Below are 23,847 nucleotides of genomic sequence, written 5' to 3' on the forward strand. Positions count from 1 at the left end.
AAAGGGGGGCTTTCAAACAAGGGCCTGGGTCTCCAGCAGGGCTTGGGCCTGCATCCTTGCGGATTGGTCCACGGCGAGCACCTCTTCAAGGCTCGCGGGGCGCGGGGCGTCGTTGCTGCGCATCAGGGTCTCCTCGACCAATGCGGCAATGCGGGTGAACCTGATCTGACCGGCGAGGAAGGCCGCCACGGCCACTTCGTTTGCCGCGTTGAGGATCGCGGGCGCCGAGCCCCCTGCCCTGATCGCTTCGCGGGCAAGGCGGGTGGCGGGGAAGCGCTCTTCGTCGGGCGGGAAGAAGGTGAGCTCGCCGATGGCCGCCAGATCGAGCGGGGCGAGCGGCGTCTCCATCCGCTGCGGCCACGCAAGGCACGAAGCGATCGGCACGCGCATGTCCGAAGGCCCGAGCTGCGCCAGCGTCGAGCGGTCGCGGAATTCGACCATCGAGTGGATCACGCTCTGCGGATGCACCACGATCCCGAGCTTCTCCAGCCCCACCGGGAAGAGGTGATAGGCCTCGATGTATTCGAGCCCCTTGTTCATCATCGTCGCCGAATCGACGCTGATCTTGGCGCCCATCGACCAGTTGGGGTGCGCCACCGCCTCGGCCGGGGTGGCGGCGTCAAGCTGGGCCTGCGACCATGTCCTGAGCGGCCCGCCGCTGGCGGTGAGGGTGATCTTCGCGACGTCCTCGATGCGGTTGCCGGCGAGGCACTGGAAGATCGCATTGTGCTCGGAGTCCGTCGGCAGCAGCGTCGCGCCGTGTTTGGCCACCGCCTCCATCAGCACCTCGCCCGCCGAGACCAGCGCTTCCTTGTTGGCGAGCGCAATGGTGCCGCCGCGCTCGACCGCAGCCATCACGGGCGCGAGGCCCGCGCAACCGACGATCGCCGCGACGGTCATGTCCACGGGCCGCTGCGCCGCCTCGACCAGCGCCTGCCGCCCGCCCGCCGCGGCGATGCCGCTGTTGCCGAGAGCCTCGCGCAATTCGGGCAGACAGCGCTCGTCACCTACCACCGCGAGCTTCGCGCCGAATTCTACCGCCAGCGCCGCCAGCTCGGCTGCGCTGCAGTGCGCGGTCAGGGCCTCGACCTCCCAGGCATCGGGGTTGCGCCGCACCAGATCGAGGGTCGAAGCCCCGATCGATCCGGTCGCGCCGAGGAGGGTCAGCGTGCGCTTCATGCCGCGAACATTAACCACACAAGCCTGACCTGCTCGATCACGAACAGGGTGAAGAACACCGAAATGAACCCGTCGAGCCGGTCGAACAGCCCGCCGTGCCCCGGGATCAGCGCGCCCGAATCCTTGACGCCCGCGCGCCGCTTCATCCAGCTTTCGAAGAAATCGCCTGCCTGCGCGAGGATCGCGATGAACAGACCGCCCACCATCGCCATCGCCAACGCGAAGGTCGAGGTGCCGGGCGCGGCGGCGGGGCCGAAATCGGTGAGCTCCACCGCCACCCCGACCAGCCCCGCCAGCAGCGCGCCGCCGACGAAACCCGCCCAGGTCTTGGCCGGGCTAATCTTGGGGGCGATCTTCGGGCCGCCGATCGCGCGACCGGCGAAATAGGCGCCGACATCGACCGCGATCACCGGCAGGATGAATCCCACCAGCACCGCCAGCGGCGCGTAACCGGCCTGCGCCGGATCGAGCGGGAGCACCTGCCGCCCGTTGCGCACCACCATCATCGCATAGGCCGCCCCGCCCACATAGACCACGCCGGCAAAGAACCACAGCGTCTCGCCGAGGCCCGAAAGGCCGAAGCGCTCGATCAGCTTGTTCCACTCGTAAATGACGCCGCAGGCAAGCAGCGCCACAAACACGGTCCAGAACCACCCGCCCAGCCACAGCGCGCCGCCTGCCAGCACCAGCATGACGATTGCGCTCGCAAGGCGCACCGGCAGATCGGACACGCCCGCCTTGGGGTCCCTTACCCGTGCTGCCTCACCGTCCACCATAGCGCCGCTCCCTCCGCGCAAAGTCATTGAGCGCCTGCGTCAGGTGCGCAGGCTCGAAATCGGGCCACAGCGTATCGACGAACAGCATCTCCGCATAGGCCGCCTGCCACAGCAGGAAATTCGACAGGCGGATTTCGCCGCTGGTGCGGATCAGCAGGTCGAGCGGCGGCAGGTCGTGGGTGTCGAGCTGCGCGGCGATCGTCTCGATCGTCACCTCGCCGCTAGCGGCCGCCTTGGCCGCCGCGCGCGCGATCTCGTGCTGCCCGCCGTAATTGAGCGCCACCGCCAGCGTCTGCCTGCCGTTCGCGGTCTGCGCGAGGGCATCTTCCAGCATCGCGACGATATCGGGCGCAAGGCTCTGCCAGTCGCCGATGATCTTGAGCTTCACATTATTGGCGACGAATTCGGGCAGGTCCGATTTGATGAACCTGCGCATCAGGTTCATGAGATCGTCGACCTCGTCTTCGGAGCGCTTCCAGTTCTCGGAGGAGAAGGCATAGAGCGTCAGGCACTCGAGCCCCGTGCCCTCGAGCGAGCGCACCAGCCGCCGCACCGCCTCGACCCCGCGCTGGTGGCCGACCGCGCGCGGCAGACCCCGCTTCTTGGCCCAGCGGCCATTGCCATCCATGATGATGGCGACATGTCTGGCGCGCGATTGGTCCAAGGCACTCCCCATAACCCGAAACGCCTTACTGCGTCAGGATTTCCTGTTCCTTCTTCGCGGCCGCCTCGTCGGTCTCCTTGACGTATTGGTCGGTCAGCTTCTGGACCTGATCCTCGGCGCGCTTGCGCTCGTCCTCGGAGATTTCCTTCTTCTTCTCGTCGGTCTTGAGGCTTTCCATCGCATCGCGGCGCACGTTGCGGATCGCGATCTTGGCCTTCTCGGCATATTGGCCCGCGAGCTTGGCGAGCTCCTTGCGGCGCTCCTGCGTCAGATCGGGGATCGGCAGGCGCAGGGTCTGACCGTCGATGATCGGATTGAGGCCGAGGTTGGCATAGGCGATCGCTTTCTCCACCGCGTGGAGGTTCGACTTGTCCCACACCTGCACGCTCAGCATCCGCGGCTCGGGCGCCGAGACGGTGGCGACCTGCTGGAGCGGCATCATCGAGCCGTAGACCTCGACCTGCACCGGATCGAGCAGCGTGGTGTTGGCGCGGCCTGTGCGCAGGCCCTGAAGATCGCTCTTCAAGGATTCCACCGCGCCCTTCATCCGGCGCTCGACATCGGCCTTGTCAAATTGCGGCATGGCTGGGTTCCTCTGGTTCTACTTGTCTTGAACAATGGTCTGGACACCCTCACCCGCGAGCACGCGGGCAAGGTTGCCCTTCTCGCGGATCGAGAAGACCACGATCGGAATCTTGTTGTCGCGGCACAGGGCCACGGCGGAGGCGTCCATCACCTTGAGATTGTCTGCAAGGACGCGGTCGTAAGTGACGGTTTCGAAACGCACGGCATCGGGGTTGTGCTTGGGATCGCTGTCATAGACCCCGTCGACGCTGGTGCCCTTCAAGAGCGCGTCGCACTTCATTTCCGCAGCCCGCAGCGCCGCGCCGCTGTCGGTGGTGAAATAGGGCGCGCCCACGCCCGCGGCGAAGATCACCACCCGGCCCTTTTCCAGATGGCGCTCGGCCCGGCGGCGGATCACCGGCTCGCACACCTTGTCCATCTCGATCGCCGACTGCACGCGGGTCTGGACGCCGAGCTGCTCCAGCGCGTTCTGCATCGCGAGCGCGTTCATCACGGTCGCGAGCATCCCCATGTAATCGGCCTGCGCCCGGTCCATGCCCTTGGCCGCGCCCGCCATCCCGCGGAAGATATTGCCCCCACCGATCACGAGGCAGACCTCGAGCCCGGTTTCCTTGGCCGCCTTCACTTCTTTCGCCAGCTCGGCAACGAATTCGGGGTCGATCCCGAACTGCTGGTTGCCCATCAAGACCTCGCCCGAAAGCTTGAGGAGGACGCGCTTGATGGTGGGCAGGCTCATGAGACAGGCAGACTTTCTGGCGGGAGTTGGCTAGCGCAGGGCCTTTATCGGGGTGTCACCGTGCTGCCAAGAGGATAGCGGGGATAATGGCCAAGACAATGATGCGCAGGGTCGCGGCGGTGGCGCTGGTCCTCGCCGTGCTGGTCGGGGCCAAGGCGTGGCACGACACGATGCGCGCGCCGGTGATGGAGCGGCTGGTGGTGGAGAGCCCCGCCCTCCCCGCCGGATCGCCGCCCGTGACGATCGCGCTGCTCTCCGACATCCACGTCGCCGGGCCGGACATGCCGCCCGAACGGCTCGCGCGGATCGTGGCACAGGTGAACGGGTTGAAGCCCGATCTGATCGCCATCGCGGGCGATCTGGTCAGCGAGAAGCGCACCGCCTCGCGCATCTACACCGCAGCCGAAGTGATCGCTCCGCTGGGCAAGCTCGACGCGCCGCTCGGGGTGGTGCTGGTGCCGGGCAATCACGACCACTGGTTCGGATGGGAAAAGCTCGCCACCGAGATCGCGCGCTACCCGCAGATAAGGGTGCTGCGCAACGAAGCGCTGACGGCCGGACCGCTGGTGATCGGCGGGATGGACGACGACTTCACCGGCCGCGCCGATCTGCCCGCGACGATGGCGGCGATGGCGGGCCGCTCGGGCGTGCCGGTGGTGCTCACGCATTCACCCGACATCTTCCCGAACGTGCCGGTGCAAGTACCGCTGGTACTCGCCGGGCACACCCATTGCGGCCAGATCGCCTGGCCCTGGGGCGGCGCGCCCGCGACGATGTCGGACTATGGCGACCGCTACGCCTGCGGGGTGGTGCGCCAGAACGGCAAGGTGCTGGTCACCAGCGCGGGCCTCGGCACCAGCCTGCTTCCGCTGCGGCTGTTCACGCATCCCGAGGTGTGGCTGATCGAAATACGCCCGCCGCAACGCTGAGGCTGCGCGCCGGTACTAGCCCTTGAGGATCGCCTTGATACGCTGCTCATGCGGACGCAACTCGGCGAAATAGGCGTTGGTCTCAGCCTGCGTCAGATCGCCCTCGTCGCGTGAAGTGCGGATTGCCTCCCAGCGGTCGAAAATCTCACCACCCGCCTCGAGGGCGCTGGCGAAATCGTGATCGCCTGCTGCGCGAAGATTGCGCACGCAGATCTTCCATCGCTGCTCGAAGCCGTGCTCGGACAGGAACCAGTCGAGCCCCTTGTATGACAGGACGCGCCGTGCATCCTCGGCCGACACGCCCTTGATCCAGCTTTCGTCAATCATCCCGTGCGATTCCCGCATTGTGCCGCGCGAGCTTAAGTTCGATTGGCAACCAACGGGTAAACAAACAAAAACGGCCGCCGCAGCGCTTTGCTGCGACGGCCGCTTTCAATGCGATGGGAGAAGAAGGATCAGCCCTTCAGCGTCGCCGCCACTTCCGCGGCGAAGTCGACTTCTTCCTTCTCGATGCCTTCGCCGAGCTGGAAGCGCACGTAGTCGACCAGCTTGATCGACTTGCCCGCGTCCTTGGCGGCCTTGGCGATGTACTCTTCGACCGTGGCCTTGCCGTCCTTGACGAAGATCTGGCTGAGCAGCGCGTTTTCCTTGGCGAACTTCTTCACCGCGCCGTCGACCATCTTGGCCTGCACGTCTTCGGGCTTGCCGCTTTCGGCAGCCTTTTCGGCAGCGATCTTGCGCTCGCGCTCGATCACTTCGGCGTCGAGGCCGTCAGCGTCCAGCGCCTGCGGGAACATCGCGGCGGCGTGCTGGGCGATGTCCTTGCCCAGCGCGTTCAGCGTGTCGGCATCGGCGTCCGATTCGAGCGCGACCAGCACGCCGATCTTGCCGAGGCCTTCGGCAGCAGCGTTGTGGATGTAGGGCACAACCGCGCCCTGCGTCACGGCGACCTGCTTGATGCGGCGGATCTGCTGGTTTTCGCCGATGGTGGCGACGTTTTCGGTCAGCTTGTCGCCAACGGTGCCGCCGCCCGGATAGGCCGCCGCCTTGAGCGCTTCGACATCGCTGGTGCCGGTTTCGAGCGCGACCTGGGTGGCATTGCGCACGAAGCTCTGGAACTGGTCGTTCTTGGCGACGAAGTCGGTTTCCGAGTTGATCTCGACCGCAACGCCCTTGGTGCCCTGCACCAGCACGCCGACGAGGCCTTCGGCCGCGGTGCGGCTCGACTTCTTCTGGGCGGTGGCGAGGCCCTTGGCGCGCAGCGCGTCAACCGCGGCTTCGATGTCGCCGCCCGCTTCGGTCAGCGCCTTCTTGGCGTCCATCATGCCAGCGCCGGTGCGCTCGCGCAGCTTCTTCACGTCGGCGACGGAAATATCGGCCATGGAGAAATTCCTTTTCGTGTGTGTGTGGGCGCCCGGCCCTGCTCTCTCCGAACGGAGGGCAATGCCGGGCGCGCTAGAGGGGGATTGTGACGGGCGATTGACGGATCAATCGCTCGCGGAAAAATCAGGCTTCGGTTTCTTCCGCGGCCGGTTCTTCGACCACGACGTCTTCGGCCGGGGGCTCGGCCATCGCGCCGAAATCGCTCGACACGTCGGCCTGGAACTTGCCCTTGCCCGCCAGCGCGGCTTCGCCGATCGCCTGGCAGTAGAGGCGCACGGCGCGGCTCGCGTCGTCATTGCCCGGAACCGGGAAGGCGATGCCGTTGGGGTCAACGTTGGTGTCGAGGATCGCGATCACCGGGATGCCGAGCACGCCCGCTTCCTTGATCGCGAGGTCTTCCTTGTTGGCGTCGATCACGAACATCACGTCCGGGATGCCGCCCATGTCGCGGATGCCGCCGAGCGACAGCTCGAGCTTCTCGCGCTCACGGGTGAGCTGGAGGACTTCCTTCTTGGTGAAGCCCGAGGTGTCGCCCGAGAGCATCTCTTCGAGCGACTTCAGACGGCGGATCGAACCCGAGATGGTCTTCCAGTTGGTGAGCATGCCGCCCAGCCAGCGGTGGTTGACGAAGTGCTGGCCCGACATGCGCGCGGCTTCCGCGATCGGCTCCTGCGCCTGACGCTTGGTGCCAACGAACAGCACCTTGCCGCCCGAACGCACGGTCGATTCGACGAAGTCGAGCGCACGCGCGAAGAGCGGCACGGTCTGCGACAGGTCGATGATGTGAACACCGTTGCGCGCGCCGAAGATGTACGGCTTCATGCGCGGGTTCCAGCGGTGGGTCTGGTGGCCGAAGTGGGCGCCGGCCTCGATCAATTGCTGCATGGTGACGACAGGTGCCGCCATAGGTAATTCCTTTCCGGTTGTTCCTCTGGAAGGCTGGAACCGCGTGTACGGAGCGTCCCGCAAACGGCACCGGTATGTGTGCCTTCCATGTGAATTCGCCTCGATAATGGCCGAATGCCCTCATCGAAGCGAGCGGGCCCTTAGCCGTGTGGCCTCGCGAAATCCAGTCCCGAATGCCCCTCTACGGAAAAAACCTCACCGTATCGGTCACGATTGCGCTTGACTCAGGGGAACAGTTGGAGAACAAAGCGACAGAACAAACGTGGAACCTTCGGACATAAGGGCAAACCCATATGCTGTCTCTCGCCATCACCGCCCTCTTCACCCTCACCGGCCTGATCGCCGTCGCGACCGTCGCGCACTGCCTGGTCGAAGCGCGCAAGGCCTATGTGCGGCTGATGCGCGAAGGCGAGATCATGCGGGCGGGTTTCGCGTTGCAGGCGGCGGCGGTGGAGATGGCCCTGCGACCCGCCCCGCGCCGTGCGGTGGCTATGCGGCGGATGGGTCTGCCGGCTGGTCTGCCGCATCCGCGGCCTGCTTTCGCCGCCTGATCCGGGCATATTTGACGAGGCCGTAAGGCATCAGCGCGAGATAGACGATGCTGATCGCCGCCAGCGTCCACCACGGCTCGAGCAGCAGCGCGGCAAAGGCGAGGCCGGTGAAGGCGATCAGCGGCAGGCGGATCGACCGGCGCGGGCGCAGCGACGCCCAACTCAGCGTCGGCAGGTTGGAAATCATCAACCCCGCGATCAGCGTCAGCCAGGCGGCCATCAGGACCGGCTCGCGAAACCCCGCATAGCCCGTCTCGAACCACAGGTAGATCGGTGTGAAGGCAAGTCCTGCCCCGACCGGCGCGGGCACGCCGGTGAGGAAGCCGGCCGACTTGTGCGGCTGGTCATCAACATCGATCCGAGCATTGAACCGCGCAAGCCGCAGGGCGCAGCAGATCGCAAAGGCAAGCGCGGCGAACCAGCCGAAGCGCTCCCAGCTCTGGAGCGACCACAGGAACAGGATCAGCGCGGGCGCGACCCCGAAGGACAGCGAGTCCGCAAGCGAATCGAGCTCGGCACCGAAGCGCGACTGGGCGTTGAGCAGCCGCGCGATGCGCCCGTCGATCCCGTCGAGCACGCCCGCCAGCACCACGAGGCCGATGGCGAAGGCCCACTGCCCGTCGATCGCGAAGCGGATGCCGGTGAGCCCCGAACACAGCGCCGCCGCGGTGATCGCGTTGGGCAGCATGGCTCGCAGCGTGAGCCCCCCCGCGCCCGGTTCGCGCAGCGGGCGCACATCATCCTCGTCCTCGGCTGCCTTGGGGCCGAGCCGCGCGGCAAGGAACCGCGCGCCCGGCAGCTTGCGGGCGCCTCGCTTATTGGGAGGGCGGCTCATTGCGATATGCCTTCGATAAGGCCGCGCTGGCCGATTTCCGCCAGCACCGTCTCGCCCGCAATCACGCTCTGGCCGATCATCACCCTGGGGTCGGTCCCGGCCGGAAGGTAGACATCGACCCGGCTGCCGAAGCGGATCAGCCCCACCCGCTGCCCCTTGGCGAGAATGTCACCCGGCTTGACGAAAGGCTCGATCCAGCGCGCCAGCTGACCGGCGATCTGGGTGAAGCCGACGCGCAGACCGTCACTGCGCTCGACCAGAATATGCTGGCGCTCGTTAACCTCGCCGGCATTGTCGAGCTCGGCACTGATGAAGCGTCCGGGAATATAGACCACGCGCCGCACCGTCCCGCCTACAGGCGTGCGGTTGATGTAGACATCGAAGGGGCCCATCAGGATCGATATCCGGGTGACGATCCCCGCCGACAGGCCGGGCACGCCCGAACCGTCATCGATCTGAAGTTCGAGCGGCGGTTCGACCTCGGCAATCTGTGCGACGATTCCGTCGGCGGGGGCGATGATCACGGCATCGCTCTGCGGCACGACCCGCTCGGGATCGCGGAAGCAGGCGAACAGGCCCGCCGACAGCATCAACAGCGGCCAGCCGATGATCTCCCAGTCGAGCAAGAGCAGGAAAAACAGGCTCGCGGCAAGTGCGATCAGCCCGAACCTGCGCCCTTCGGGATGGATCGAAGGCCAGTCCCGGCCCGCCTCGCCGCGGCCCTTGTTGTCGAGGATTTCGCCTGCCATGGCTCACGCTTCTAGGGAGAGCTTGCGCCCCCCGCAAGGAAGGTCTCCCCCTCAGCCGACCTTGCGCACGAACACGGTGCCGGCCGAGTAGCCCGCACCGAACGAGCAGATCAACCCGGTGTCGCCTGCAGCAAGCTCTTCATTATGCTGATGAAAGGCGATGATCGAACCGGCACTCGAGGTATTGCCGTAGGTGTCGAGCACGGTCGGGCTTTCGTCCTCGGAAGCTTCGTGGCCGAGCACGCGCTGCGCGATCAGCCGGTTCATCCCCGCGTTAGCCTGATGCAGCCACAGGCGCCGCAGGCTCGCCGGATCGATCCCGAGACGCCCGGCCTCGTCGATGATCATCTGCGCGACCATCGGCACCACTTCCTTGAAAACCTTGCGCCCTTCCTGGACGAAGAGCTTGTCCGCGCTGCCAGCGCTTTCGGGGTGCGCGCGGTTGAGGAAGCCGAAATTGTTGCGAATGTTGTTCGAGAACACCGTCTTCAATTTCGTGCCGAGGATCTCCCAGTGCTGCGCGGGCGCGATCGCGGCGTCCTCGACCAGCACCGCCGTGGCGACGTCGCCGAAGATGAAGTGGCTGTCACGGTCGCGCCAGTTGAGGTGGCCCGAGGTGATCTCGGGGCTGACAACCAGCACCGACCTCGCATTGCCCGCGCGCACATAGTCGGCCGCGGTCTGGATCCCGAAGGTCGCCGAAGAGCAGGCGACGTTCATGTCGAAGCCGAAGCCCTCGATCCCCAGCGCCTGCTGGATCTCGATCGCCATCGCCGGATAGGCGCGCTGCATGTTCGAGGCCGCGCACAGCACCGCGTCGACATCCTCCGGCCGGCGGCCCGCGCGCTCCAGCGCCTGCTTCGCCGCAGCCACGCCGATTTCGGCCATCACCGAGATTTCGTCGTTCGCGCGCTCGGGCAGGCGCGGGCACATGATCTCGGGGTCGAGGATCGGCGCCTTGCTCATCACGTGGCGCGCCTTGATCCCGCTCGCCTTCTCGATGAATTCGACCGAGGAATAGGCCAGCGGCTCGGCATCGGGATGGGCCGCGTTGTGGCGGTCGACGAAGGCGTTGAAGCTCGCGACCAGCTCTTCGTTGGTGATGCTTTCGGGCGGGGTGAACAGGCCGGTGGCGGAAATGACCGGGCGGCCGGTCATTTTGGCGGTAAGTGCGACGTGCGTTTCCTGCATGGAACTCTCTTGCATAGGGAGGGCGGCATTAATCCGCCGCCTGCAAGGCTGCAAGTCTTGCAAGCCAGAAGGCGGTGGGCGGTCAGGCCGCCGGCTCGGCCGAGGCCTCGCCCGCGGTCCCGAGCACCTCGCGCAGCAGCGGATTGGGGAAGGTGCGCGGGGTGGTGACGGCGTGGAATTCTTCCGTGAGGCCGGGCAGCTGGGCGAGCTCGTAGAGCGTGCCGTTCGCAAGCTCGTCGCGCACCACGATCGGCGGGATTACCGCGACCCCGGCGTCTGAGCGCGCGAGCAGGCGCAGCATCGCCATGTCGTCGGCCTCTGCGGCGATGCGCGGGACGATGCCGAGGCTTTCGACCAGCGCATCAAACCCGGCGCGCAGGGCCGTCTCGGGCGTTGGCAGGATCAGCGGCGCATTCGCCAGCAGCACCGGCAGGCCCTGCGCCGCCAGCGCCAGCCGCGAGCGGCTGCCGACGAGGCTGACAGGCTGCTCTGCGAGCCGCCGCACCAGATAGGGGCTCGCCGCATCGCGCGCAGGCACCTGGTTGGTGAGCAGCACGTCGATCCTCAGCGCCTCCAGCGCGCGCAGCAGCGAGGCCTGGGTGCCCGAGCGCAGCACGACTTCCACGTCGTCGCGCCCGAGCAGCGGGGCGAGGAAACCCATCTGGAAGTTGCGCGAAAGCGTGGCGAGCGCGCCGATCCGCAGTACCTTCCTCTGCCCGCCCACTGCGCGGAAAGTGGCCGTGAGCTGTTCGGAGGCGCGGAATATCTGCTCGGCGTAGTCCAATGCAATCCGCCCCGCCTCGGTCAGCACCAGGTTGCGCCCGCGCCGTTCGAACAGGTCGTGGCCGAGGTCGGTCTCCAGCGCCTTGATCTGGGTCGAGACCGCGCTTTGCGAGATGTTGAGCGCCTTGGCCGCGGCGGTCAGCGTCCCCTCGCGCGCGACGGCGCGGAACAGGCGCAGGTGGTGTAGGTTGAGCGTCGCCATGAGCAAAAATCCGGCCAAACGTTCGTCTTTGTAGAACGATTGACCACAAAATATGAATTTTCTTTAAGCGCGTCCAGCCCCTATCCGCTCGGCATCAGCAATCCTGCCCGCCGACGGAGTTACGCGCCATGCCCGACGCCATCACCGAGACCATGATCGCCCCGCTGGCGCTGGTGCCGGCCATCCTGCTCGCGCTGCTGCGCCCGGGCAAGCGCCCCGGCAGCCTGCCGGCACTGGCCGAACTGGCCGCCTTCGCCGCTTTCGGCCTGACGCTCGTCGGGCTAGCGCAGACCGCGCTCGGCAGCTACTCCGGGCTGACCTTGTTCGACGCGCCCTTCACCCTCGGCCTGCGCGCCGATCTGGTGGCGGCGAGCATCGCCGCGCTGGTCGGCTTCATCGGCTGGATCGTGATGCGCTACAGCCGCACCTATCTCGACGGCGAGGCGCGCGAGGGCGCGTTCCACGGGCTGATGCTGACCGCGCTCGCCGCGGTGCTGGTGTTCGTCCAGGCGGGCACCCTCCCCACCCTCATCATCGCCACCTTCGCGGTCGGCCTTGCCCTGCGCAAGCTGCTGCTGTTCTACCCCGACCGCCCCGAGGCGCAGCGCGCGGCGACCAAGTTCGCCTATGTCTGGCACGGCGGCGACGTGCTGCTGGTGCTGGCCGCGGGGCTGCTGTTCAGCCGCTTCGGGACGCTCGACCTTGCCGCCCTCCCCGCCGCTGCCGCCGCGAGCGGCCTCGGCCTGATCGGCACGCTCGGCATCGCCGCGCTGGTCGCTGCCGCTGCCCTGAAGACCGCGGCCTTCCCGCTCCACGGCTGGCTCACCGAGGTGATGGAGGCTCCCACCCCCGTCTCCGCGCTGCTCCACGCCGGGATCATCAACTCGGGCGGCGTGCTGCTGATCACCGCGGCCGGCCTCGTCCAGCAGAGCACCGGCGCGATGGCCGCGCTGGTGATGATCGGCGGCTTCACCGCGCTGTTCGGCGCCGCGGTGATGCTCACCCAGAGCGCGATCAAGACCGCGCTCGCCTGGTCGACCGTCTCGCAGATGGGCTTCATGCTGCTCCAGTGCGGCCTCGGCCTGTGGACCCTCGCGCTGCTGCACATCATCGCCCACTCGCTCTACAAGGCGCACGCCTTCCTGTCCTCGGGCGGAGCGGTCACCGAGGTGTCGAACATCCGCCGCCCGGGGCCCGTCGCGGTGCCGAGCGTCGCTGCGGTGCTCAAGAGCTTCGCGCTGGCCCTCGCGATCTTCGCCGCGATCGCTGCGAGCTTCACCTACGCCTTCGGCCCCAAGACCCCGCAGGCCCTCGCGCTGGGCGCAATCCTGATCTTCGGGGTGGCCTACCTCGTCGCACAGGGCCTTGCCGACGCGGCGCCGGTCGCGCTCACCAAGCGCACCGCCGCCGCCGCGCTGGCCGCTGCCATCGGCTACTTCAGCTTCCAGACCATCGCGCAAGGCATCTGGGGCCCGCTGCTGCCCGCCGCCCCGATGCCGACCGATCTGGAATGGGCGCTGCTGGTGGTCGCGGTCGCGAGCTTCGGGCTCGTCGCCTTCGCCCAAGCGCTGTTCCCGCTGTGGGCGCACCACCCGGCCACCGCCGGCCTCAGGGTGCACCTCGCCAACGGCCTCTACCTCAACGCCCTGCTCGACCGCGCGATCGGCGGCTTCCGCACCACCACCACCCGCTGACGAACGCGCCTCAAGGAGACCTGCCATGCTGATGAACTACGCCGACATCGCCCCGGCCCGCTTCTCGGCGGTGCTCGAAGCGGCCGAAGCCGCCGGCCGCATGATCCCCCCCGCCTTCCCGCTCGATGCGACCGTGGCGGTCAACCCCTTCCTCGGCCAGACCCACGAGGACCTCGCCACCGCCGCCGCGCGGCTGGCGCGGGTCGCGGGCCTTCGCGCCACCCGCACCGGCGCGGAATATTGCGAGGCGATCGCCAGCGGTTCGATCACCGAGGCCGATCTGGTCGAGGCGCTCGCCGCCAGCACCTCGCCGCTCAAGCCCGCCGACACCGCCATGCTGCGCCACGCCGCCGCCCGCATCGGCGCCGCCCCCGCCCCGCGCGCGCTGCCGACCGTGGCCGATCTCGCCGCCGAGGCGACCGGGATCGACTGGCCCGCGCTGATCGACAAGTGCATCGGGCTGTGGGCCGCGGGCCATTTCGACCGCGGGCAGGCGCTGTGGTCGCCCGCCCCCGGCGCCGAGGCCTTCACCGCCTGGCGCGGCTGGGCGATGCATGACCTCACCCCCGAGATCGCCGGGCTCGAAGGTTTCTGCGCCCATGTCGCCTGCGCCCCCGACACCACCGAGCGCGCGATCCTCTCGGCCGCCGAGACCCTCGGCCTCACCGCCGCCGCTGCGCCGACGGCCTTCCACCGCCTAGCCATGAGCCTCGGCGGCTGGGCGCAGCATGCGCGCTGGCTGCTGTGGCAGGCGGAGCTTCAGGGCGGCACCGACCGCACGCTGATGGACCTGCTCGCGATCCGCCTGATCTGGGACGAGGCGCTGCTGGTCCAGACCCCGCAGATCGCCGAAAGCTGGGCCGCGGTGGTCGCCGCCCACGCCGAGCCGGTCGCGCCCTCGGCCGAGGACGTCGCGCTTGCGATCCTTCAGGACGCGGCCGACCGCGCCCACCAGCGCCGCCTCGCCGCAGCGCTGGACGGCGCGGCTCCTGTCGCAGCCGAGCGCCCCTTCCTGCAAGCCGCCTTCTGCATCGACGTGCGCTCGGAAGTGTTCCGCCGCGCGCTGGAAGGCATCGACCCCTCGGTCGCGACCATCGGCTTTGCCGGCTTCTTCGGCCTGCCGCTGGCGCACCACGCCCACGGCTCGGACATCCTCGAGGCGCGGCTGCCGGTGCTGCTCAACCCGGCGGTGAACACCACCAGCGCGGGCGATCCGGCCAAGGACCAGGCCGACCGCATCGCCGCCCGCACCGCCCGCGCCTGGGGCCGGTTCCGGCAGGCGGCGGTCTCCTCCTTCGCCTTCGTCGAGGCGATGGGGCCGGTCTATGCGGTCAAGCTGGTCAAGTCCGCGCTGGGCTTCACCCCCAAGCCCAAGGCAGAACCCGCGCCTGAAGTGATCGGCGGCATGAGCGCCGAGGCCAAGGCCGACACCGGCGCCGCGGTGCTCAAGGCGATGAGCCTGACCAAGGGCCACGGCGCAGTGGTGCTGCTGCTTGGCCACGGCGGGAACGTCACCAACAACCCGCACGAGAGCGCCTATCACTGCGGCGCCTGCGGGGGCTACACCGGGGAGGTTTCAGCCCGCCTGCTGGCGATCCTGCTCAACGATCCCGAAACCCGCGCAGGGCTCGCGTCGCGGGGCGTCGAGGTGGCCGAGGACACGCTGTTCGTCGCGGGGCTGCACGACACCACCACCGACGCGATCACGATCTACGACGACAGCCTCCCCGCCGCCCGCGCAGGCGACCTCGCCAAGGTCCGCGGCTGGCTGGCGCAGGCCGCCAAGATCGCCCGCGCCGAGCGCGCGCTGCGGATGCCCGGCGCTACGGCCACGAGCATCCCGGCCCGCGCCCAGAACTGGGCCGAGATCCGCCCCGAATGGGGCCTCGCCGGCTGCGCCGCCTTCATCGCCGCCCCGCGCGAGGCGACCGCGGGCCGCGACCTCGGCGGGCGCGCCTTCCTTCATTCCTACGACTGGCAGGCGGACGAGGGCTTCGGCACGCTTGAACTCATCATCACTGCGCCGGTGGTGGTCGCCAGCTGGATTTCGCTGCAATATTACGGCTCCAGCGTCGCGCCCGAGATGTTCGGTGGCGGCAACAAACTGATCCACAATGTCGTCGGCGGGATCGGGGTGATCGAGGGCAATGGCGGCCGCCTGCGCCCCGGGCTCCCGTGGCAGGCCGTGCACGACGGCGACGCGCTCCAGCACGAACCGCTGCGCCTCAGCGTGATGATCGAGGCCCCGCGCGAAGAAATGCTTCGCATCCTCGAGGAGCACCCCGAGGTGCGCGCGCTGTTCGACAATGGCTGGCTGCACCTTTTCGCACTCGAGGGCGGCAAGGTGGCGGGTCGCTATGTGCCGGGGCTGGCCTTCACGGACACCGTGCCGCAAAGCATGGCGGCCTGATCGCTTCGGACACAGGATAGCGGGCGGGAGGTTGGCCCACGTCAGCCTCCCGATCTTTTGTTCCCCAAATGTTTCACGTGGAACATTGCCGGGCGCTCACGCCTCGAGCCACGCCCTGATCCGGTCGAACCGCCCCGCCGCCAGATCGCGCGCCTGCATCGCGACATAGACATAGCCGAGGTCCCCGCAAATCCACCCCAGCGCCGCATCCGAGGCGAGCTGGAACAGCAGCACCTCGCCTTCGGCCAGCGGATCGCCGCAATAGCTGTCTATCACACCGCCCAGCTTGTGCGGATGGCCGCTTTCGAGATGGCGCAGGCGCGGTTCGAGATCGGCGACCACCGCCGGGTCGAGCGCGCCCGCCGAAGCGGGCGGCGTGCAATAGCGGTCGAGAATATCCCAGCGCATCGCATCGTCGAGGCTGACGTGGACGCTGTCTTCGATCTTCTCCATCAGATTAGGCTGGAAGGTCTTGCGCCAGTAGGTCGTCTTCATCAACGCGATCTCGGCCATCATCGCGTCCCATTCGTGCGCGGGAAGCGGGGCGTCCAGATCCTGCGTCGCGGTGCGGCCCTGCAGGGCGCGCAGCCGCCCGGCGGTCTCCTTTGCCCATGCGAGATGCGCCCGGCCGACCCGCGCGACCTCTTCCACCAGCGCGGCCTCGCTCGGGAACTGTGCGAACAGGTCCGTCAGATAAGCGCGCGCCTTGCGGTGGTTGGCGAGTTGCTTCTCGTAATATTCGATGCTGGACTCGGCCGATTGCGTCGCAAACGCATCTCCGGCCGCCTGTGCCTTGGCGAGCTCGGCGCGATACTCTTCCAGAAGCCCGTGATCCCGCTCTGTCACCGCGTCGATTTCGGCGAGCGCCCGGCCAGTCCAGCCGGCGCGGCGCTCCTCGTAAAGCTCGGCCTCCATCCACGCCTGCGCCTTCTCGAAAGCGGGGTTGTGGTAGCCGCCCAGCCCTGCCGCGATGTTTTCACGACGCTCGGCCCACACTGCGTTGCGCCCGGTGATGTCGGGTTCGGGATAATCCATCATCCCGAGCGCATTGCCGCGCCATTCGCGCTCGTAATCCGCCGCGCCGTATTTCGCCGCGAGGCTCGCGAGCACGATACAGGCCCCACGCCAAGTCAGCGGGCGGTCCCCGGCGTAGCTGTCATGGGCATTGACGACCCGGTCGGTCTCCGGTGCTCCGTACAGCGCGCTGCCAGTCAATTCGCTCGTATCGGCGTCGGTAACGACAAGGTCGAGCGGCCACTTGCGGAAATGGCGGCGCACCACGGCAAGATCGGGCATGTCGCACTGGGCGTGGGGCAGATCGGCCGGCGGCGACAGTTCCGGCCCCAGCCGGTCGACATGGAGCACGCGGGCGAAGGGGCGCTCGTCCTGCTCGTTGATCGCATCGAAATCCACGAACAGCACCAGCCAGCCGCTGCGCGGACCAAGCCCGCCCCACAGCTCGCCCGGAAGCGCGGCGCAATCGACCTGCGCGACGAAATGGAGCGGCGTGCCGTCATCGGCGTGCGGCCATCCGGTGCCCTCGGGAAGACGCGGCAATCCGCCGAGCCACGAGCGCGCCTCCTCGCCGAAGCGGATCGGCACCTGCTTGCGCAGCACAACCGAGACGGTCTCCTCGGCAGGGCGCTCGGGACGCGCGGGCCAGTGGACCGGCGGCCCCGCGGGCTCGCGCGGCGCACCGCCCCCTTCCGCCAGAGCACCGAAAGACCGCCGCCGCCCCTCGGGCCGCGGCGCCTCTTCCACCGGATAGCTGCGCGAAAACAGCTTGTTGAAGATCGACATCCACGCCCGCCTTCAATGAAAAACCTGACGGATTCTTAAGCACGATATGCCTAAGATTTCATGGACAGCGGACGGACGAATTTGCCGGTAGAGATGGGGTCGGCTCAGTCTCTGCCCGCATCTAAGACGACGCCGGTTGATAGATTTGGACGATCCTGAGGAACGACTGGATCGCCATCCTTTCCAGTTGGTCCATCCGTCCCTCGAAGGGCTTTCTGTAGCCTGCAAAGACGGTCAGACCCTCCATCGATGCCGAAATGAACAGCGCCAGATCCTCGTGGCACTGCGGGGAAAGATCGGGCCGCAACTCGCGGATGATCTCCAGCAGCGACCGGCGCGCGCGGGTGTAGAGCTCCTGCACGCGTTCCAGAACGAAGGGATCATGGTTCGAGAGGGCCCACAATTCGGGGAAGACATGCGTGGTCTTCTTGGTGCGGATGTCCTCGAGGATCAGCCCGCACACTTCGGCGAGGCGTTCCTCCGGGGCCTCGTCGGTGAATTGCAGGATGGCATCGAACTCGACTTCGTAGGCGCTGATCAAGGCATCGAGCAGGGCCCGGATCAGCTCCTCGCGGGTGGCGAAATGATAGGTGAGATTGCCGATCTTCAGGCCGCAGGTCGCCGCCACCTTGCGCATCGACAGGGCGCTGTAGCCCTCCTCCACCAGCAGGTGCAGGGCCGAGGACAGGATCTGCTCGCGCGTTTCGTGCCCCTTGGAATAGCCCCCCTCGCGTGCCGGGAAGGCCAGATCGGCGATGGCTATACTCTTGAATCGGCGGGATTCGAGGTTGGAAAAAGGCATTGCGGCTCCGGGCTTTGAAAAGTGGACAATCGACCAATTTAGGACACTTGACAAGGTTTGTCGTTCAATGAGAGCATTCACTCCGACGCCAGAGTCAGGTCGTGCGGAGGGGATGCATGATGCGCTGCGGGTTACTGGGTGGGGCGGTTCTGTTGGGCTCGATGGCGGGCGGGGCCGTGCTGGCGCAGAAGCCCGAGCCGCTGCCGGTCGAAGAGCTCTCGCAGGTCGAGGCGCTGCCGGCCGATTACCCCAAGAGCTGGGTGCTGGTGCATGACTTCCACTTCAATGCCATTGTCGATGGCCGGATCGCGATTGTCGATACCGCCGACCCGCAAGCACCGCTGAAGGGCCTGGTGCGCGCGGCGCAGTTCGCCAACATGCTCTACGCCCCCGAAAAGCGCGAGATCTACACCTCCGAGACGTTCTATTCGCGCATCACCCGGGGCGAGCGCACCGATGCGATCACGATCTGGGACACCGCCACCCTCCAGCCCAAGGGCGAGATCGTGCTGCCCGGTGGCAAGCGCCAGCAATCGGTGACCTACACCGGCACCTTCCAGTTCACCAATGATCACAAGTGGGCGCTGGTGGCGAACTTCACCCCCGCGCAGTCGGTGACGGTGGTCGACCTCGAGGGGCGCAAGGTGCTGGGCGAGATCGACCTGCCGGGCTGCACGCACATCTACCCCACCGGCAGCCGCGGTTTTTCGAGCCTGTGCGCGGACGGATCGATGATCTCGCTGGTGCTCGCCGCCGATGGCACGGTCGCCTCCTCGAAGGTGATCGAGAACGCGCATGACATCGACACTCAGCCGCTGTTCGGGATGCCGGCGATGGTCGGCAAGACCGCGTGGTTCGTCAGCTACACTGGCCAGCTGCGCGGCTATGACCTGTCGGGCGGCACCGCCCGCCCGCTGCCCGGGGCCGCCCATGTCGGCACAGCCGAAGGCGGCGCGCCCGAATGGCGCCCCGGCGGCTGGCAGGTGATCGCGAGCGATGCCGCGGGGCTGCTCTACGTGCTGATGAGCCCCAACGGGCGCGAGGGCAGCCACAAGGACGGCGGCACCGAAGTCTGGGTGGTCGATCCGGTCGCGAACCGGCAGGTGCGCCGCATCGACATCGGCGGCCTCGCCTCCTCGATAGCGGTCACACGCGAGGCGAGCCCAGCGCTGATCGTCGCGCGGCCTGACGGGCAGATCGATGTGTTCTCCGCCGCCGATGGAAGCCTGATCCGCAAGCTCGGCGCGACGGCGGCGTACAATCCGACCGTGCTGACGGTGGTGCCGTAAGATGGTCGCGCTGGCCCTGTTCCTGGCGCTGGTGCTGATCGGCGCAGCCGCGCACAAGGCGGTGCAGCGCGAGCGGCTGACCCATGCCGTCCAAAGCCTGCTCGGCCTCGCCGCACCGATGGCGGCGCTGATGCTGGCGCTGGCGGCGGTGCTCGAGGGGCTGGCCGCGCTCGCGCTGCTTATCCCCGCCACCTCGCCCGCAGGCGCGGCGGGAGCGGCGCTGATCTGGACGCTCTATGCCCTCGCCCTGCTGCGCCGCCGGGGCGCGGTGCTCGATTGCGGCTGCGACTTTGCCGCCCGCGACAAGCCGGTCGGCACGGCGATGATCCTGCGCCCCGCAGGGCTGGCGGTGCTGGCGTTCGTCTGCGCCCTCGCCCCGCCTGCCGCATGGTCGATCGAAACCCCCTTCGCCGCCGCCGCGCTGCTGGCGCTGTGGTTTGCCGCATCCGAACTGGCCGCGCTTCCGGCCCGTCACCACCGCCACGGGAGAGCAAGCTCATGATCCTCACATCGCAAATTCTGCTCTGGGTGGCGGTTATCGTGCTGGCGGTGCTGGTCGCGGCGCTGGCGCGGCAGGTCGGCATCCTGCACGAACGCATCGCCCCTGCGGGCGCGCTGACGCTGCACCAGAACGTCAATGTCGGCGACGTGCCCAATGCGCTCACCCTGCGCACGGCAGAAGGCGGAAGCATCACCATTGGCGGCAAGCGCGCCGCGCGAAGCCAGCTGGTGTTCTTCGCCGCGCCCGATTGCCCGATGTGCAAATCGCTGCTGCCGGTGCTGCGCGCATCGGCGCAGGCCGAGCGCGACTGGCTCGACGTCGTGATCGCGGGCGACGGGGCCGAGGCACCCTATCGCCGGATGCTGGCGCAGCACGACATCGCGCATCTGCCGCTGGTGCTGTCCGAGGCATTGGGCCGCAGCTTCGGGGTCGCCAAGCTGCCCTACGCCGTGCTGCTCGATGAAGCCGGCCGGGTCGCGGCGCTCGGGCTCGTCAACAGCCGCGAGCATCTCGAAAGCCTGTTCGAGGCCAAGGAGCGCGGGGTGGCGTCCTTGCAGGAATACCTCGCCCGCCGGGAAGGGAGCACGCGCTGATGGCCGGTTTCGACAAGTTCGCCGAAAGCCTTGCGCGCCGTCTTGCGCGCGGCACCTCGCGGCGGTCCTCGCTCGCATGGCTCGGGATGGTGGCGACGGGCGCAGCGGCGATCCCGGCGCTGCCGGTTGCCCGAGCGGCGACGCCCCAGCATGGCGGCGGCGGCGCGGCAGGGCGTGTGCCGGTGACATCGGGATCGGAACAGGATCCGGGCGACCGCACCTCGTGCGATTACTGGCGCTACTGCGCGATCGACGGCTTCCTGTGTTCGTGCTGCGGCGGCTCGGTCAGCAAATGTCCGCCCGGCACCGAAGTCAGCCCGATCACCTGGATCGGCACCTGCACCAACCCGGCCGACGGGCGCGCCTATGTGATCAGCTACAATGACTGCTGCGGCTCCTCCTCCTGCGGCCAGTGCCTGTGCAACCGCAACGAGGGCGACCGCCCGCAGGTTCGCCCGCAGGCAAACAACGACTACAACTGGTGCCTGGGCACCGAGAGCAGCATTTACAACTGCTCGCTGGCGGTGATCGTCGGCGTGGCGACCGAGGATGCCGGATGACAGGCGCCGGGCGCCCCCTGCTGCTGGCTGCGGTGATGGCGCTCGCCGCCGGTGCCAGCGCGCAGGATGCGCCCGCGGCCATGGCCGGCGTCGCCAATCCGCAGCAGGCGCGGATCGATTACATCCTCAAGTGCCAGGGCTGCCACCAGCCCGAAGGCCGTGGGGACATCGCCCACACGCCGCCGCTCAATGGCGAGGTCGCGCGCTTCCTCCATGTCACCGGCGGCCGCGAGTTTCTGGCGCGCGTGCCGGGGGTCGCGTCGGTCGACCTCGACGATGCGCGCCTCGCCCAGCTGCTCAACTGGACGCTCCAGCGCTTCGATCCAGGCAACCTGCCCGTCGACTTCCGGCCCTATTCGGCGGGCGAAATCGCACAGCTTCGTCGCCATCCGCTCCGGCTGGAGCGCGAAGCGACCAGGGCCAGTCTCATCGCCGCGATCGGGGAGAATGTGCGGCGCGATTGAACGATCACACAAGGGGGTAATGACATGCACAAGCCGGTTTCGAGGGCGATTTCCGTTTCCAGCCTTGCCCTTGTGGCGTGCTTCGCCAGCGCCGCTGCGGCGCAGGAGGCCGACAGCGAAGCGGCGGGCGAGATCATCGTCACCGCCAACAAGCGCGCCGAAAACCTGCAGGATGTGCCGATCTCGGTCTCGGCTGTCGGGGGCGAGGCGCTCGAACGGGGGCGCACCACCCAGATCGACGAGCTGGTGACCAAGGTGCCCAACTTGCAGCTGACCTCGACCGTGGGCGAGAACACCCCGATTTTCGCGCTGCGGGGCGTGTCATTGAATGACTTCAGCCTCAACCAGTCGGGCCCGGTCGCGACCTATTACGACGAGGTCTACAAGGGCAATTTCGCCTTGCTGGGGATCGCGCTGTTCGATCAGGAACGGGTCGAGGTGCTGCGCGGCCCGCAGGGCACGCTCTATGGCAAGAACACCACCGGGGGCGCTGTCAATCTGATCAGCCGCGCGCCGAAGCTGGGCGTGACCGAGGGCTACCTCAATCTCGGCTACGGCAATTATGACCGGATCGACGTCAACGGCGCAGTCAATACCCCACTGGGCGAGAATGCCGCGCTGCGTGTGGCAGGCACCTTTGCGCGCGCGGACGGGTGGTTTGAGAACGTGCTTCCCGGCCTGCCCGATCTTGCCAGCGTGCGCGAATATGGCGTGCGCGCCGCGCTCTATTTCGAGCCGTCCGAGACGGTCGACATCACCCTGCGCGCCGCCACAAGCTATCAGAACCCGCGCAATTACGGCATTTTCGCCCAGCCCGAGGCGGTCAACCGCGCCGGGCTGGAACGGCGCGAGATCGCCGCCAACGAAACCTCGCGCCGCCGCGCGCGCACCTATTCGCTGGCGCTGACCGCCAATATCGACCTTTCCGACACCCTCTCGCTCACCAGCATCACATCATGGGACAAGGGCAACCTCAACTTCATCGAGGACACGGATGGTCAGGGCATCGCCCTGCTCGAGATTCCCTATTCCGCCCGCGCCAACCAGATCGCGCAGGACCTGCGGCTTTCGAGCGACTTCGACGGGCCGTTCAACTTCATCCTCGGCGCCTATTACAACCGCGAGAAGGTGTTCAACGCCTCGACCTTCAAGATCGCGCAGGATGTCGCCTCGGGCGGGGATGTCGACGGCAACGGGGTGGTCAATGACGCCGACTGCGCCGCCACCACCGCGGGCGAGGCCTGCCAGTTCGGCAACAGCTTCGACCAGATCAAGAAGAGCTTCGCGATCTACACCGACATGAGCTTCGAACTGAGCGAGACGGTGGCATTGAAGGGCGGCCTGCGCTTTACCCGCGACACCGGGCGCCAGCCGAACTTCATCGCCCAGCAGATCGGGCCATCGGGCGCGGTGCTGGGGGTGACGATCCCGACCCCGGCGCAGCCGCTCAGCTATGGCATCAGCGACCTTTCCGGCAAGATCGGTGTCGATTTCCAGGTGGCGCCCGACAATCTGATCTACGCCACCTACAGCCGCGGCTTCCGCGCGCCGAGCTTCAATGCGCAGGCCTTTTTCGACCCCTCGGAACTGAACGTCGCCGAGGCAGAAGAAGTCGACGCCTTCGAACTGGGCGCGAAGAACCAGTTCGCCGACCGCGCGGTCACGCTCAATCTCGCCGCGTTCTATTACAAGTACCGCAACCAGCAGTTCATCAACGTCGATCCGGCGACCGCTGCGCAGACCCTGCTCAACATCCCGCGCTCGCGCATCTGGGGCGGCGAGGCGGAGCTGACCGCGCGGCCTTCGGACAAGGTGACGCTGCGCGGAAGCATCGGCGTGCTCGACGCGAAGATCCAGCAGGGCACGGTGAGCGGCACCAATGTCGCAGGCAACGACCTGACCAACGCCCCCGCCCTGACCGCCTCGGCAGGGATCGATGCGACCTTCTACGAAGGCGATATCGGCACTTTTAGCGGCACGGCCGACATTGCCTACACCGCGAGCCAGTTCTTCGACGTGGTCAACACCCCGCGTCTCGAACAGGAGGGCTATGCCGTGCTGTCCGGCTTCATCCGCTGGGAGAGCGCCAATGGCCGCTTCAACGCCTCGATCTGGGGGAAGAACCTGACCAACGAGTTCTACTTCACCTCGCGCGTCGATCTGCTGGCCGGGTTCGGGTTCGATTACAACCACGTAGCCGCGCCGCGCACCTATGGGGTGACGGTGGGCACGACGTTCTGAGAAAAGACATGCTGAGGGAGACA

24 protein-coding genes are annotated in these 23,847 nt (G+C 67.5%); 10 read left to right on the plus strand and 14 right to left on the minus strand.

Annotated elements, in window-relative coordinates; translation table 11 throughout:
- Positions 1 to 12: 12 nt before the first annotated feature.
- The 5 genes from dxr to pyrH form a co-directional block, all read right to left on the minus strand.
- On the minus strand, positions 13 to 1,179 hold the full coding sequence (gene dxr / locus PFX90_RS04060; protein ID WP_285710896.1) for a 1-deoxy-D-xylulose-5-phosphate reductoisomerase: 1,167 nt from the start codon (positions 1,177 to 1,179) through the stop codon (positions 13 to 15).
- A complete protein-coding gene (locus PFX90_RS04065; protein WP_285710898.1) occupies positions 1,176 to 1,955 on the minus strand; it encodes a phosphatidate cytidylyltransferase in 780 nt (259 codons plus the stop codon). Before PFX90_RS04065 ends, dxr begins: the two co-directional genes overlap by 4 nt.
- Positions 1,942 to 2,583 carry a polyprenyl diphosphate synthase gene (gene uppS / locus PFX90_RS04070; RefSeq protein WP_285711241.1) on the minus strand — a complete coding sequence of 214 codons (642 nt, stop codon included), beginning with the start codon at positions 2,581 to 2,583 and terminating at the stop codon, positions 1,942 to 1,944. The genes PFX90_RS04065 and uppS overlap by 14 nt, the downstream gene beginning before the upstream one ends.
- A 61-nt stretch (positions 2,584 to 2,644) precedes the next feature.
- Complete coding sequence (gene frr, locus PFX90_RS04075) at positions 2,645 to 3,202, minus strand: ribosome recycling factor (RefSeq protein WP_285710900.1); 558 nt, start codon at positions 3,200 to 3,202, stop codon at positions 2,645 to 2,647.
- An 18-nt stretch (positions 3,203 to 3,220) separates the two neighbouring features.
- Positions 3,221 to 3,940 carry a UMP kinase gene (gene pyrH, locus PFX90_RS04080; RefSeq protein ID WP_285710902.1) on the minus strand — a complete coding sequence of 240 codons (720 nt, stop codon included), beginning with the start codon at positions 3,938 to 3,940 and terminating at the stop codon, positions 3,221 to 3,223.
- Between the two features lie 86 nt (positions 3,941 to 4,026).
- Between pyrH and PFX90_RS04085 the strand changes: the two genes are divergently transcribed.
- On the plus strand, positions 4,027 to 4,869 hold the full coding sequence (locus PFX90_RS04085; protein ID WP_285710904.1) for a metallophosphoesterase: 843 nt from the start codon (positions 4,027 to 4,029) through the stop codon (positions 4,867 to 4,869).
- Between the two features lie 15 nt (positions 4,870 to 4,884).
- On the opposite strand, the gene PFX90_RS04090 is transcribed toward PFX90_RS04085, so the two are convergent.
- The 3 genes from PFX90_RS04090 to rpsB form a co-directional block, all read right to left on the minus strand.
- Complete coding sequence (locus tag PFX90_RS04090) at positions 4,885 to 5,196, minus strand: hypothetical protein (protein WP_285710906.1); 312 nt, start codon at positions 5,194 to 5,196, stop codon at positions 4,885 to 4,887.
- A gap of 128 nt (positions 5,197 to 5,324) precedes the next feature.
- Positions 5,325 to 6,251 (minus strand): translation elongation factor Ts, encoded by a 927-nt coding sequence (gene tsf / locus PFX90_RS04095; protein WP_285710908.1) that lies wholly within the window; start codon positions 6,249 to 6,251, stop codon positions 5,325 to 5,327.
- Positions 6,252 to 6,375: 124 nt separating this feature from the next.
- Entirely contained in the window at positions 6,376 to 7,158 is a 783-nt protein-coding gene (rpsB, locus tag PFX90_RS04100) for a 30S ribosomal protein S2 (protein ID WP_285710911.1), read from the minus strand.
- Positions 7,159 to 7,451: 293 nt separating this feature from the next.
- Here rpsB and PFX90_RS04105 point away from each other — a divergent pair, with 293 nt between their 5' ends.
- Positions 7,452 to 7,709, plus strand: coding sequence for a hypothetical protein (locus PFX90_RS04105; protein WP_285710913.1), 258 nt, complete (start codon positions 7,452 to 7,454; stop codon positions 7,707 to 7,709).
- Here the strand turns inward: PFX90_RS04105 and pssA are convergent.
- The 4 genes from pssA to PFX90_RS04125 all read right to left on the minus strand — a co-directional run bounded on the left by pssA (position 7,648) and on the right by PFX90_RS04125 (position 11,469).
- Entirely contained in the window at positions 7,648 to 8,544 is an 897-nt protein-coding gene (gene pssA, locus PFX90_RS04110; RefSeq protein WP_285710916.1) for a CDP-diacylglycerol--serine O-phosphatidyltransferase, read from the minus strand. The two genes, PFX90_RS04105 and pssA, sit on opposite strands and share 62 nt — an antisense overlap.
- Complete coding sequence (locus PFX90_RS04115) at positions 8,541 to 9,293, minus strand: phosphatidylserine decarboxylase (RefSeq protein ID WP_285710918.1); 753 nt, start codon at positions 9,291 to 9,293, stop codon at positions 8,541 to 8,543. The genes pssA and PFX90_RS04115 overlap by 4 nt, the downstream gene beginning before the upstream one ends.
- Positions 9,294 to 9,344: 51 nt before the next feature.
- Complete coding sequence (locus PFX90_RS04120; RefSeq protein WP_336426482.1) at positions 9,345 to 10,451, minus strand: beta-ketoacyl-ACP synthase III; 1,107 nt, start codon at positions 10,449 to 10,451, stop codon at positions 9,345 to 9,347.
- Positions 10,452 to 10,566: 115 nt separating this feature from the next.
- Positions 10,567 to 11,469, minus strand: a complete 903-nt coding sequence (locus PFX90_RS04125) for a LysR family transcriptional regulator (RefSeq protein WP_285710923.1) — start codon at positions 11,467 to 11,469, stop codon at positions 10,567 to 10,569.
- 128 nt (positions 11,470 to 11,597) lie between these two features.
- Here PFX90_RS04125 and PFX90_RS04130 point away from each other — a divergent pair, with 128 nt between their 5' ends.
- Together PFX90_RS04130 and PFX90_RS04135 are read left to right on the plus strand one after the other, a co-directional pair.
- Positions 11,598 to 13,163, plus strand: a complete 1,566-nt coding sequence (locus PFX90_RS04130) for a proton-conducting transporter transmembrane domain-containing protein (protein ID WP_285710926.1) — start codon at positions 11,598 to 11,600, stop codon at positions 13,161 to 13,163.
- Between the two features lie 25 nt (positions 13,164 to 13,188).
- On the plus strand, positions 13,189 to 15,573 hold the full coding sequence (locus tag PFX90_RS04135; RefSeq protein ID WP_285710929.1) for a YbcC family protein: 2,385 nt from the start codon (positions 13,189 to 13,191) through the stop codon (positions 15,571 to 15,573).
- 96 nt (positions 15,574 to 15,669) lie between these two features.
- On the opposite strand, the gene PFX90_RS04140 is transcribed toward PFX90_RS04135, so the two are convergent.
- Together PFX90_RS04140 and PFX90_RS04145 are read right to left on the minus strand one after the other, a co-directional pair.
- Entirely contained in the window at positions 15,670 to 17,373 is a 1,704-nt protein-coding gene (locus PFX90_RS04140; RefSeq protein ID WP_285710932.1) for a DUF1963 domain-containing protein, read from the minus strand.
- 121 nt (positions 17,374 to 17,494) lie between these two features.
- Positions 17,495 to 18,175 carry a TetR/AcrR family transcriptional regulator gene (locus tag PFX90_RS04145; RefSeq protein ID WP_285710933.1) on the minus strand — a complete coding sequence of 227 codons (681 nt, stop codon included), beginning with the start codon at positions 18,173 to 18,175 and terminating at the stop codon, positions 17,495 to 17,497.
- 161 nt (positions 18,176 to 18,336) lie between these two features.
- Between PFX90_RS04145 and PFX90_RS04150 the strand changes: the two genes are divergently transcribed.
- From PFX90_RS04150 to PFX90_RS04175, 6 genes are read left to right on the plus strand one after another with little or no spacing between them, the layout of a single operon-like run.
- On the plus strand, positions 18,337 to 19,464 hold the full coding sequence (locus PFX90_RS04150) for an amine dehydrogenase large subunit (RefSeq protein ID WP_285711242.1): 1,128 nt from the start codon (positions 18,337 to 18,339) through the stop codon (positions 19,462 to 19,464).
- A 1-nt stretch (position 19,465) separates the two neighbouring features.
- Positions 19,466 to 19,966: a MauE/DoxX family redox-associated membrane protein gene (locus tag PFX90_RS04155; RefSeq protein ID WP_285710934.1), complete on the plus strand. Its 501-nt coding sequence runs from the start codon at positions 19,466 to 19,468 to the stop codon at positions 19,964 to 19,966.
- Positions 19,963 to 20,559 carry a thioredoxin domain-containing protein gene (locus PFX90_RS04160; RefSeq protein ID WP_285710935.1) on the plus strand — a complete coding sequence of 199 codons (597 nt, stop codon included), beginning with the start codon at positions 19,963 to 19,965 and terminating at the stop codon, positions 20,557 to 20,559. Before PFX90_RS04155 ends, PFX90_RS04160 begins: the two co-directional genes overlap by 4 nt.
- Complete coding sequence (locus tag PFX90_RS04165) at positions 20,559 to 21,119, plus strand: methylamine dehydrogenase light chain (RefSeq protein ID WP_285710936.1); 561 nt, start codon at positions 20,559 to 20,561, stop codon at positions 21,117 to 21,119. The genes PFX90_RS04160 and PFX90_RS04165 overlap by 1 nt, the downstream gene beginning before the upstream one ends.
- A complete protein-coding gene (locus tag PFX90_RS04170) occupies positions 21,116 to 21,583 on the plus strand; it encodes a c-type cytochrome (RefSeq protein WP_285710937.1) in 468 nt (155 codons plus the stop codon). Before PFX90_RS04165 ends, PFX90_RS04170 begins: the two co-directional genes overlap by 4 nt.
- A gap of 24 nt (positions 21,584 to 21,607) precedes the next feature.
- Positions 21,608 to 23,824, plus strand: a complete 2,217-nt coding sequence (locus PFX90_RS04175; RefSeq protein ID WP_285710938.1) for a TonB-dependent receptor — start codon at positions 21,608 to 21,610, stop codon at positions 23,822 to 23,824.
- The last annotated feature ends 23 nt before the right edge of the window (positions 23,825 to 23,847 follow it).

It is taken from the genome of Erythrobacter oryzae, from assembly GCF_030271515.1.
Classification (GTDB): Bacteria; Pseudomonadota; Alphaproteobacteria; order Sphingomonadales; family Sphingomonadaceae; genus Erythrobacter; species Erythrobacter oryzae.